This window comes from Xanthobacter sp. BG11Y11_SDJG (assembly GCF_057364445.1).
Map to the genome: position 1 here is coordinate 1 of NZ_JBNFNU010000130.1, position 10,454 is coordinate 10,454.

The window sequence follows — 10,454 nt, forward strand, 5'->3', positions numbered from 1 at the left end:
CCGCTCGGCCGGACGCGCGCTCGCGGCCACGCGCCCCCTCACCCACGCCCCTCTCCCCCTCAGAGGGAGCTTGGCCGGCGCCCAGCGGCGAGGGTCGCATCCACGCGGCTTGGCGCCACCTGCCCCCTCTCCCGGCGGGGAGAGGGGTGGGGTGAGGGGATGCGCCGCGCAACGATAACGTCGCCAGGATCTCTGCGAGTACGCCATCGAGATTGGTCGCCACGTCGCCGTTCCAGAACCGCAGGACCAGGAAGCCGCAAGCGGAGAGATAGCGATCCCGCGCCGCATCGCGGACAGGTGAATGCTGCCCCCCGTCCAGCTCGATCACGAGCTTGGCGTCGATGCAGAGAAAGTCGACCACATAGGGTCCGACCGGCGCCTGCCGGCGGAACTTCCAGCCGGAGAGCCTGCGATCCCGCACGCGTGACCACACGCGGCGCTCCATCTCGGTCTGGCTGACCCGCAGGGTGCGGGCACGGTCCCTACGGGCGGCAGGAGACTTTGCGCAGCCGGGCTGCCCCTCACCCCCCGCCCTCTCCCCGCCGGGGAGAGGGAGTGCGGCCGGCGCCAGCGGCGAGGGTCGCATCCACGCGGCTTGGCGCCACCTGCCCCCTCTCCCGCGGGAGAGGGGTGGGGTGAGGGGATGCGCCGTGGCGAAGAAACGCGCCATGGGCCGGAGCTTTCACGCGGAGGGTCGTGCCGCCTCGCTCGCTCATCGCCCCGCCTCCAGCTCGCGCTGCTGGATGTTCTGGTAGATGACGATGGGCACCACCAGCACCAGCAGCAGCAGCACCGCCACCGCTGACGACACGGTCCAGGAGCGGTTCACCGTGAACTCGGTCCAGAGCGACTTGCCGATCATGAGCGTGTCGGAGCCGCCCAGGAGGTCGGGGATCACGAACTCGCCCACCGCCGGGATGAAGCACAAAAGCGCACCGGCGGCGACGCCCGGCAGGGAGAGCGGGAAGGTGATGGTCCAGAACGCCTTCCAGGGCGGGCAGCCGAGATCCTCGGCGGCCTCCAGCAGCGTCATGTCCATCTTCTCCAGCGCCGCATAGAGCGGCAGCACCATGAAGGGCAGGTAGGAGTAGACGATGCCGATATAGACCGCGAGGTCGGTGTTGAGAATCTCCAGCGGATCCTCGATCAGGCCGAGCCCGATCAGCGCCTGGTTGAGCAGGCCTTCCGGCGAGAGGATGCCGATCCAGGCATAGACGCGGATCAGGAACGAGGTCCAGAACGGCAGGATCACCAGCATCAGCAGCGTCGGCTGGAGCGAGCGCGGGGCGCGCGCCATGCCATAGGCGATGGGATAGCCGACGGCGAGCAGAAGCAGCGTGGAGATCGCGGCGATGACGAGGCTCGACCCGTAGGCCTGCAGGAACTCGTTCGAGAAATCGAGAACGTAGAAGTAGTTGGCGAACGAGAGCTGGGACAGGAAGTCCGTGAGCCCCTGCCAGCCGGCGGAGAGGTCGAGCAGCGGCGCATAAGGCGGCTGCGCCACCACGTCCTGCGACAGCGAAATCTTGAAGACGATGAGGAACGGCGCGAGGAACAGCGCCAGCAACCACAGATAGGGCAGCGCCACCACGACGGCCCTGCCCCAGCCCTTCTCGCTTGCGAGCGCCATCTTCGCCTCCCCTCAGCGCGTCAGGACGACGCCGGCATGGGGCGCGAACGTCACCCACACCTTGTCGTCCCAGGAGATCGGCCGCTGTACGACGCGCGAAAGGTTGGGCTGGGAGACCTTGATGCGCGTGCCGCAGGGCAGCTCCACATGGTAGATGGAGAGGTCGCCTAGATAGCCGATGTCCCAGATGGTGCCCTCGAAGCAGTTCTCGGTGATGTCCGGCGGCTGATCGAGGGTGATGCGCAGCTTCTCGGGGCGGATCGCGACCCAGGCTTCGTCGCCCGCGGCCGCCTCCACCTGCTGGGTCACGTGGATCGGCACGGAGGTGATGGGCGTGGTGAGCACCGCCTGGTCGCCCTGGCAGGAGCGGACCTTGCATTCGATCAGGTTCACGTCGCCGATGAAGTCGGCCACGTAGCGCGTGGCCGGCTGCTCGTAGATCTCCGCCGGGGTCGCCACCTGCACCAGCACCCCCTGGTTCATCACCGCGATGCGGTCGGCCACCGTCATCGCCTCTTCCTGGTCGTGGGTGACGATCAGGAAGGTCATGCCCAGCTCCATCTGGAGGTCCATCAGCTCGAACTGGGTCTCCTCGCGCAGCTTCTTGTCGAGCGCGCCGAGCGGCTCGTCGAGCAGCAGCACCTTGGGCCGCTTGGCGAGCGAGCGGGCGAGCGCCACGCGCTGGCGCTGGCCGCCGGAGAGCTGGTGCGGCTTCCTCTTGGCGAACGGCGTGAGCTTGACGAGCTTCAGCATCTCCTCGACGCGGGCGTCGATGTCGGCCTTCGGCATCTTGTCCTGCTTGAGGCCGAAGGCGATGTTGTCGGCGACGTTCATGTGCGGGAACAGCGCGTAGGACTGGAACATCATGTTCACCGGCCGCCGGTAGGGCGGCACGCCGACGAGGTCCTGCCCGGCGAGGGTGACGCGTCCCGTGGTCGGCTCCTCGAAGCCCGCGAGCATGCGCATCAAGGTGGTCTTGCCGCAGCCGGAGGGCCCCAGAAGCGCGAAGAACTCGCGCTCGTAGATGTCGAGCGAGACGTTGTTGACCGCAGTGAAGTCGCCGAACCGCTTGACCACGTTCTCGAAGCGGATGAGCGGGGTCTTTGTGGGATCGGTCCAGGGCGCGAATGCGCGCCGCACGGCGCCGATGGTTTCCTTGCGCGTCTTCTCCGAAGCCATGCTGATCCCCGCCCGGCGCCACCGCCTGCGCAGAGGCTACTAAGCCGCGCGCCAACGCTCAAGCGTTGTGCACGCGCAAAGTAAAAGCGGTATCGGCCCGCGGATCAGGCACCGCGACGCAGCATCGGCACGGCCGCCCTCGACGCCCCGTCGCAGCCGGTGCCGGCCGCGCGCATATCGGGGACAACGGCGTGCCCCCCCGGGCCAGCCCCTTCGCCGCCCACCCCCCGCATGTGGCAGGAGAGGCCGCCTGACGGGACGGCGCGCGCCCCGCCTTTCGGGAAAGGGACGGTTTTTCCCTCCCAAACCTCCGGCCCCCGCCGGACCGGTTCGCTGCGGTAGCTCAGTGGTAGAGCACTCCCTTGGTAAGGGAGAGGTCGAGAGTTCAATCCTCTCTCGCAGCACCAGCCCAAGCGTTGCAATCGCTAGAAACCCTGCGCGTGGGCGTTTCGCACTCACAACATTATCGGTCGAACCCGGTGAGGATTTCCAAAATTTCCGGCTCGCGCCGGAGGCTTGCCGTCAATCGCTTGCGCCAGTTCGGGCCGGCGTCCAAGGCTGCGGCGTAGGCGTCCGCAAGTTCATCGGGACGATCCTCGGCAAGGATCCGGATCAGGAAAGCTGCCTGTCGGCGATCCTTCACGGACTTGAGGCCGTCAGGCCCCGTGGAGCGCCGGTCTGCAACGATGAGCTTGTGGATCGCGAACCGCTCCGGACGCGGAATGCGGACGAGGACGCCTGACCGATAGGGAACGGCGGCAGTGATCGGCTCGGCAAGCAGGTAGTTGAGGTAATGTAGCGACTGGGCATAGACGCCGAGGGCGGGAAGCGGCCTCAGTCCCTCTGCCTCATCGAACGAGGGGGTGAGGAACTCGACCAGCAGGTTGCTTCGCGTTTGCCGCCAGCGCCAGACCTTCTCGGGCTCCAAGGCCGGAACGGATTCAAAAGAGAAATCAGCAAGCACCTGCTGAAGCGTGGGCGATATCGTGTCCGCCAGCGCAAGCGACAGGCGCTGGAAGCTGGCGACGTCGAGATCGTCGGTCATGGCGGCATCATCGAACCCATAAGTGACACCCAGCTCCCCTTCGTAGAGACGGAAGGCGTGGGTGCCCACCAGCGTCCCGCCGAGGCGAAAACGCCCGCTTTCTCCATGCTGGCGAGCAGGCTGCCGGTCCCCGGATCGACGCCCATGAACCGCTCTGCGCGCAGGATGCGGATGAGGCGCGATCGCTGCTTGCGGCGCTCGCCTGCATCCCGGCGGAGCTCGCTCAGCCGCTCAAGACGGGCCCGCAATTCGTCGCCATCCTCACCAATGTATCGCTTCAGGACTTCGGAGCCGACCCGGTAGGTGTCGTACCAATAGCTGCGCTCCCCCCGGCGGACCTTGGTGGGGGTTCCGCGGATATCCGAGACCGCCTCGTCTTCCAGCGAGCGGATGAGATCGAGGTAGGCGGCGTGGGCGACGGTGGAGTGGCGCGAGATCGCCATGTTCAACAACATCCATTTGCGTTGAACATATCTCATGCTCAACGATTGACAAGATTGTTGAACATGCCGGACTCGCGCTGTGGCTCCTGTCGACGACCGACAAGAGAGACCGGGAGGAGCGCACCCGAATCTGCTCCAGGACGCGGCTAAAATCGGACTGAGGCGACGCCGCATCGACCCTTTGATTACCGGGAATCCGGTCGAGCAGAGGGCAACTTCAGCCATCTCGCAGCACCAGCCTACCGCGCCCCCGCGCGAGTTCCCTTAAGCCACCTATTTCCATGGCGCATGTGCCGGTCGAGGCGCATGATGCATGGCGCGGCGGCGGATCCGCGCGCTGCGTGGCATCTGGGGGAAGCATCCGATGAGATATCTCTTTGCCCTGGCGGTGCTCATCGCCGGGATCGCGCCGGCGGCGGCGGAGAAGGTGGACCTGTCCACCATGACCTGCCAGCAGTTCATTTCTTCCGACAAGGAGACGATCTCGCTGATCCTTGCCTGGCTCGACGGCTTCTACAAGGACGACGACGCTGCGGTCATCGACATGGACGCGTTCGTGAAGAACTCCGAGAAGCTCGGCACCTATTGCGCGCGCAACCCGCAGATCGGCCTCATCACGGCGGCGGACAAGGTGTTCGATCAATGACGCCGCGGCGGGGGCCCGCCAGCTCCCGCCTTCGCCCGATGCGGACGCGGGCGCGCGCCGGCTGGATCAAAGGGCGCCGCCCGGCTATCTAGGATACGCTCCGGAACGTGCACCATGACCCCCACGCCATGAACGCCATCTCTTCGCTCAAGACCTTCTTCATCGACCGCGTGAAGGCGCAGGCGGCGCCGCCTTATGCCGGCGCCCACCGAATCGGCGTGCCGTCGGACGACCCCCATGACGAACTGCCCGGCGGCCCGGTGGAACAGCAGCGCGATGCGGCGGACGGGCAGTCCTTCGCCATCGACTATGTGGATCATGCCGGCCATCCCAGCCACCGGCGCATCTCGGTGTGGGCAGTGGAGCGCAACCCGGAAGGGGTGCCGATCCTGATCGCCAAGTGCCATGAGCGCCAGGCGACGCGGGCCTTCCGCGTGGACCGCATCACCGGCGTCACCGACCTCGACGGCGCCCCGCGCGAGCCGCTGGAGCGATTCTTCTTCGAGACCTTCGGCTTCGTCTGGCCGAAGGAGGCGATCCACGTCACGCTCGGCGATCCCGATGAGGCGCGCTTCGAGCGCATCCGCACCATCGTGCGGCAGGCGGGCCTGCCGCTGCTTGCGGCGCTCTCCCTCGCCGACAAGGAGATGAACGCCGCCGAGGTGGAGGAGATGAGCTATTTCTGCGACCGCGCCTGCGCCGAGAAGGGCATCGACCTTTCCGGCGCCGAGCGCGAGCGCCTGAGCGGCTATATCGCCCGCATGCGGCCGACCGAGGAGACCGTCGATGCCGCCATCGACACGCTCATGGAGAGCGGGCACGACGCCATTTCGGCGGTGCTGCGCGCCGGGCTCAAGGTGGTGAGCGCCGACGGCGCGCTGAACGTCGAGGAGGCGGACATGCTCGACGCCTTCTGCTTCGCCCTCACCGGCCGCCACGTGCGCTGACGCGGCCGGGATCAGCGCACGGTGACGTCGGCGTAGATCGGCAGGTGGTCCGAGCCGAAGGTAGGCGCGAAGTTGAGAGCGGCGAGGCCGACCCCTCCCTTCACCACCAGCCGGTCCACTGGCGCCCCCAGCCACTGGGGCAACTGGCGTCCCTGGAAGAAGAAGACCCGGGTGGCCGCCGGCCAGGGCAGCCGCTCGGTGGCGGCGAGGCCGGTCTCGTCCATGAAGCGGGCAAACAGCGGCGACCAGGGCGGGGTGTTCCAGTCGCCCGCCACCACGATCCGCGCGTCCTCAGGCTCGGCGCGGACATGCCGCGCGATCTCCGCGAGCGTCGCCGCCCGCCGATGCCAGTCGGGCGCCGTGCGCGGGCTTGGCGGATGGATGGCATACACCACCAGCGGCGGTTCGCCCGGCGCCACCTGGATTTCAGCGCGCACCGCGACCGGCCGCCGGCGCCGCGCCTTCACCCCGCCCGGCCCGGCACCGATGAGCGTGACTGTCATGGGCAGGCGGCTCAGCACGTCGATGCCGGCGAGGCGGTCGTCGAGGCGGGAGGCCCTGTAGGGAAAGCCGTCCAACCGGCGGAGCGCCACCGGCCAGCCGTGGGTATCCTCCTGGACCAAGAGGATGTCGGGGCGCACCGTCTCGACGCTCGCCCGGAACTGCCCCTTGTGGGGATTATTGTAGAGCAGGTTCGCCGACATGATGCGCACCGTGGGCGCGCCCGATGCGGCCGGCGGGGCTGCGGGCACGGAGGAAACCGCGAGCGGCCACAGATTGAACAACACGATCGCGCCGGCCGCCAGGACCGCCAGCCTTCGGCGGGCGAGAAGCGCGAGCGCCAGAGCGGCAAGACTGGCGACGAACAGATGCGGGCGGAAGAAGCTGAGCAGATCCGCCGGCCAGACCCACTGCGCGAACAGCGTGCCGGCCGAGACCAGGGTCAGCAGCACCAGGATGCCGTGGACGACCATGCCGGAAAGGCCGAGGCGCCGCACGGGGGACATGGACATGCTCACGCTCACGCCAGCCCCCACAAATTCCGTCCGGCCACGCCACGGTCGCTGCAATGCAGCATCCCGGTGCAATCTGTCTGCAATAAGGGCAAAAGAAAGGTCGAACACGCCGGGCGGAACGGCGCGGCGCGGATCCGCTGCGGCGCGGTCGCGGAGCATGGACCCGGCAGGCGGAGCGCGTCTGCCGGGCCGGGCTGCTTCTACTTCTTGTAGGCGTCGATCACCGCCTTGCCTCTCTCGCCGGCCTTGGCGAGCCAGGCCTCGGTGAGGGTGGCGCCCACCTTCTCGAAGCCCGCCTTCAGCTCGGGGCTCGGCGGGGCGAGCTTCATGCCCTTGGCCGAGAGCTGGTCCATATACTGCTTGGTCTTGGTCTCGGCGAGCGCCCAGCCGCGCGCCTCGGCGGCGGCGGCGGCCTTCAGCACCGCGTCCTGGGTGGGTTTGTCGAGGGCGTCGAAGGCGGCCTGGTTCACAAACACCACGTTCTTCGGCAGCCAGGCCTGGATGTCGTAGAAATAGGGGATGCTCTCCCAGATCTTCACGTCCGTGCCGGTGGCCGAGGAGGTGATGAGCGCGGTGACGGTGCCGGTGGCGAGCGCCTGGGCGAGTTCCGCCTGCTGCACGGTCACGGCCTGGGCGCCCACCGCCTCGCCGATGCGGGAGGTGCCGGCATTGTAGGCGCGCCACTTGGCGCCCTTCAGGTCTTCCACCTTCTCCACCGCGGTCTTGGAGAACAGGCCCTGGGGCGGCCACGGCATGGCGTAGAGCACCTTGATGCCCTGGGAGGCGAGCTTCTTCTCCACCGCCGCGCGCGATGCGGCCCAGAGCTTCTTGGAGGCGTCGAACGACGTGGCGAGGAACGGCACCACGTCGACGCCGAAGATCGGGTCCTCGTTCTCGTGCAGCGAGATCAGCACCTCGCCCGCCTGGGCCTGACCGGTCTGCACCGCGCGCTTGATCTCCGGCGCCTTGAACAGCGAGGCATTGGGGTGGAGCGTGATGGTGAGTTTGCCGCCGCTCGCCGCCTCCACGTCCTTCGCAAACTGGGCGAGGTTCTCCGAGTGCAGGTTGTCGGCGGGATAGGCGGAGGGCAGGTTCCACTTGGTCTGAGCCATGGCCGGCGCCGCCAATGCCAGGGCGCCCGCCGCGATGACCGGGCCGAGGGTGCGCATCAACACAGACATCGAACGTCTCCTTCGGGTTGACCCATATCCGGCGAGGCCCGGCCCGGCGGGCGGCCTCATCTTCCGTAGGCGAGTTCCGGCAGCACCATGACGATCTGCGGAAACACGGTGATGATGGCGACTGCCGCAACGAGAAGGAAGAAGAATGGCAGCGAGGCGATGGCCACCGTGTTCGAATCCTTGCCCGACATGGTCTGCAGCACGAACAGGTTGAAGCCCACGGGCGGGGACACCTCGGCCATCTCCACCACCAGCACCAGGAAGATGCCGAACCAGATGGGATCGAACCCCGCGGTCTTGATCATGGGGATCACCACCGAGGTGGTCAGCACGATCATGGAGAGCCCGTCGAGCGCCGCGCCGAGCAGCACGTACATGACGGTGAGCGCGGCGATCAGCGCGTAGGGCGAAAGATGGAGGCTGTCCACCCACTGGGCCAGCGCCACCGGGATGCCGGTATAGGCCATGGAGGTGGACATGAAGGAGGCGCCGGCCAGGATCAGCATGATCATGCAGGTGAGGCGCGTCGCCCCCATCACCGAGGCCCAGAAGGCGGGCCAGGAGAGCGCGCCCTGCCACCAGGCGATGGCGAGCGAGCCGGCGACCCCCCCAGGCGGCGCATTCGGTGGCGGTGGCCCAGCCGAGCAGCAGCGAAGCGAAGACGAAGATGATGAGCAGGCTGACCGGAATGAGGTTCGCGGATTCCTTCAGCTTCTCGCGCCACGGCAAAGGCGGATCGGCGGGCGGCGTCTTGGACGGGTTCAGCAGCGACCAGACGATGATGTAGCCGGAATAGAGCGCCATCACCAGGAAGCCCGGCAGGAAGCCGGCGAGGAACACCTGGATGATGGAGACGTTCGCCGCCACCGCATAGACCACCATGGTGATCGAGGGCGGGATGAGGATGCCGAGCGTGCCGGCGCCGGCCAGCGAACCGAGGCTGACATTCTCGTCGTAGCCGCGCTTCTTCAATTCCGGCAGGGCGATCTTGGCGACCGTGGCGCAGGTGGCGGCGGAGGAGCCGGACACCGAGCCGAACAGGCCGCAGGCGATCACATTCACATGCATCAGCCGGCCCGGCAGCCAGTTGAGCCAGGGGGCGAGGCCGCGGAACATCTCGTCCGAGAGGCGGGTGCGGAACAGGATCTCGCCCATCCACACGAACAGCGGCAGGGCGGCCAGCGTCCAGGAGGCGGAATTGCCCCAGATGGTGGTGGCGAGCACCGCCCCGGCGGGGATGCCGCCGCCGACGAACTGCATGCCCACGAAGCCCACCACCAGCAGCGCCACCGCGATCCACACGCCGCCGGCGAGCAGCACGAACAGGAGGAGCAGCAGCAGGCCGGAGATCTCGATCATCTCCATAATGCTAGACCCCGCTCTGCATGGCGCGCTCGACCACGTCCTCGGCCGAGGCGGGCGGCGGCTTCTCGTAGCGCGGCGCGCCGCCCCTGAGCGCGTGGACCAGTTCGTCGGCGAAGGCGATGGCGAGGATGACGAGGCCACCGGAATAGCCGAGCTGCGGCAGCCAGAGCGGCACGGCGACGACGCCCTGGGAGATGTCGTCGAAGCGGAAGCTGTCCCAGTTCAGGATCGCCGCGTTCCAGGCGAAATAGCCCACGGTGAGCGTGCCGATGACGAGGCACCCCAGCTCCACCGCCCGCTTCGCGCGGCCCTTCAGGCGGTCGGTGACGAGGCCGACCCGGATCAGTTCGCCGGAGCGGAAGGTATGGGCGAGGCCGAGGAACGCGCTCGCCGCCATGGCCCAGGCGACGAAGTCGTCGCCGGAGGGAATGTTGAAGCCGACGATGCGCCCGACCGACAGCAGCATCATCAGCACGAAGATGGAGATGAGGAACAGGCCCGCGAGCCATCCGGCGGCGAGGTAGAGGCCATCCAGCAGGCGGCGGATCATGGGTGGCTCCGGCCGGCGTGCCGCGGGCGGGCACTTGCGGCAAAAAAGGGGCGGTGCGGAAGCGGGGGGCGGGGAACGAACGGCGAGATCCGGGTCCGCACGGACCGGGCGGCACGACGATCACTCCCATGAACTCCCCCTCCCGCCCTGGTCTGCGACGCCGGTCCGCGCCCCGAGCCCAGCGAAGCGATGCCTGCCGCCAAGCGTAGAGTGAAGCAAATCCCGAGCCAACACCATGGCCGTCGCCGGTCGGGCGCAGGCAGCCCCGGCGGGCGTTCCGGGATGCCCCCTCTATTTAGAGGAGGTGCCCAAAGTCCGCTTCGTCCGTAGATTTGCCCCGTTCCGCGGGGTTCGGCAGGCGAATCCGCGGCGGGTGCGATGCGAGGGGCGATGGAGCCGCGGTCTTCACCGGGGGCGGGCGGTCGTGCGGGCCGGCGTGGCGCGCGCCGGCG

The 10,454-nt window shown here is 68.0% G+C and carries 10 protein-coding genes, 1 tRNA gene and 1 pseudogene; 3 read left to right on the top strand and 9 right to left on the bottom strand.

The features are described 5' to 3' along the window. The 3 genes from AC2W7M_RS12475 to AC2W7M_RS12485 form a co-directional block, all read right to left on the bottom strand. The coding region (locus AC2W7M_RS12475; protein WP_486132629.1) for an endonuclease domain-containing protein at positions 1 to 433 on the bottom strand (433 nt) is incomplete at its 3' end. 279 nt (positions 434 to 712) lie between these two features. Then, positions 713 to 1,630, bottom strand: coding sequence for an ABC transporter permease (locus AC2W7M_RS12480; protein ID WP_486132630.1), 918 nt, complete (start codon positions 1,628 to 1,630; stop codon positions 713 to 715). Between the two features lie 12 nt (positions 1,631 to 1,642). Continuing rightward, a complete protein-coding gene (locus tag AC2W7M_RS12485) occupies positions 1,643 to 2,809 on the bottom strand; it encodes an ABC transporter ATP-binding protein (RefSeq protein ID WP_486132631.1) in 1,167 nt (388 codons plus the stop codon). Between the two features lie 332 nt (positions 2,810 to 3,141). Between AC2W7M_RS12485 and AC2W7M_RS12490 the strand changes: the two genes are divergently transcribed. Beyond that, positions 3,142 to 3,216 (top strand) — tRNA-Thr (locus AC2W7M_RS12490). A 56-nt stretch (positions 3,217 to 3,272) separates the two neighbouring features. On the opposite strand, the gene AC2W7M_RS12495 is transcribed toward AC2W7M_RS12490, so the two are convergent. Together AC2W7M_RS12495 and AC2W7M_RS12500 are read right to left on the bottom strand one after the other, a co-directional pair. Beyond that, positions 3,273 to 3,923 (bottom strand): GSU2403 family nucleotidyltransferase fold protein, encoded by a 651-nt coding sequence (locus AC2W7M_RS12495; RefSeq protein ID WP_486132632.1) that lies wholly within the window; start codon positions 3,921 to 3,923, stop codon positions 3,273 to 3,275. Next, on the bottom strand, positions 3,851 to 4,297 hold the full coding sequence (locus AC2W7M_RS12500) for a DUF6788 family protein (protein ID WP_486132633.1): 447 nt from the start codon (positions 4,295 to 4,297) through the stop codon (positions 3,851 to 3,853). The genes AC2W7M_RS12495 and AC2W7M_RS12500 overlap by 73 nt, the downstream gene beginning before the upstream one ends. 364 nt (positions 4,298 to 4,661) lie before the next feature. On the opposite strand from AC2W7M_RS12500, the gene AC2W7M_RS12505 reads away from it, so the two are divergent. Both AC2W7M_RS12505 and AC2W7M_RS12510 read left to right on the top strand, forming a co-directional pair. Next, the gene (locus AC2W7M_RS12505; RefSeq protein ID WP_486132634.1) at positions 4,662 to 4,943 is read left to right on the top strand and encodes an HdeA/HdeB family chaperone; all 282 of its coding nucleotides are present in this window, start codon (positions 4,662 to 4,664) and stop codon (positions 4,941 to 4,943) included. Positions 4,944 to 5,050: 107 nt separating this feature from the next. Next, the gene (locus AC2W7M_RS12510; protein WP_486132635.1) at positions 5,051 to 5,890 is read left to right on the top strand and encodes a WYL domain-containing protein; all 840 of its coding nucleotides are present in this window, start codon (positions 5,051 to 5,053) and stop codon (positions 5,888 to 5,890) included. Between the two features lie 11 nt (positions 5,891 to 5,901). Here AC2W7M_RS12510 and AC2W7M_RS12515 read toward each other — a convergent pair whose 3' ends face one another. The 4 genes and pseudogenes from AC2W7M_RS12515 to AC2W7M_RS12530 all read right to left on the bottom strand — a co-directional run bounded on the left by AC2W7M_RS12515 (position 5,902) and on the right by AC2W7M_RS12530 (position 10,002). Beyond that, entirely contained in the window at positions 5,902 to 6,903 is a 1,002-nt protein-coding gene (locus AC2W7M_RS12515) for an endonuclease/exonuclease/phosphatase family protein (RefSeq protein WP_486132636.1), read from the bottom strand. A 203-nt stretch (positions 6,904 to 7,106) separates the two neighbouring features. Then, positions 7,107 to 8,147 carry a TRAP transporter substrate-binding protein gene (locus tag AC2W7M_RS12520; RefSeq protein WP_486132637.1) on the bottom strand — a complete coding sequence of 347 codons (1,041 nt, stop codon included), beginning with the start codon at positions 8,145 to 8,147 and terminating at the stop codon, positions 7,107 to 7,109. After that, positions 8,144 to 9,452, bottom strand: a pseudogene (locus AC2W7M_RS12525) (TRAP transporter large permease). Before AC2W7M_RS12525 ends, AC2W7M_RS12520 begins: the two are co-directional and overlap by 4 nt. Positions 9,453 to 9,456: 4 nt before the next feature. Beyond that, positions 9,457 to 10,002: a TRAP transporter small permease gene (locus AC2W7M_RS12530; protein WP_486132638.1), complete on the bottom strand. Its 546-nt coding sequence runs from the start codon at positions 10,000 to 10,002 to the stop codon at positions 9,457 to 9,459. Between the last annotated feature and the right edge of the window lie 452 nt (positions 10,003 to 10,454).

Excerpts from the sequence above, each read along its gene's own strand:
- AC2W7M_RS12530 (WP_486132638.1), bottom strand. The coding sequence starts at position 10,002 with ATGATCCGCCGCCTGCTGGATGGCCTCTACCTCGCCGCCGGATGGCTC.
- AC2W7M_RS12480 (WP_486132630.1), bottom strand. The coding sequence starts at position 1,630 with ATGGCGCTCGCAAGCGAGAAGGGCTGGGGCAGGGCCGTCGTGGTGGCG.
- AC2W7M_RS12515 (WP_486132636.1), bottom strand. The coding sequence starts at position 6,903 with ATGTCCATGTCCCCCGTGCGGCGCCTCGGCCTTTCCGGCATGGTCGTC.
- AC2W7M_RS12485 (WP_486132631.1), bottom strand. The coding sequence starts at position 2,809 with ATGGCTTCGGAGAAGACGCGCAAGGAAACCATCGGCGCCGTGCGGCGC.
- AC2W7M_RS12500 (WP_486132633.1), bottom strand. The coding sequence starts at position 4,297 with ATGGCGATCTCGCGCCACTCCACCGTCGCCCACGCCGCCTACCTCGAT.
- AC2W7M_RS12505 (WP_486132634.1), top strand. The coding sequence starts at position 4,662 with ATGAGATATCTCTTTGCCCTGGCGGTGCTCATCGCCGGGATCGCGCCG.
- AC2W7M_RS12520 (WP_486132637.1), bottom strand. The coding sequence starts at position 8,147 with ATGAGGCCGCCCGCCGGGCCGGGCCTCGCCGGATATGGGTCAACCCGA.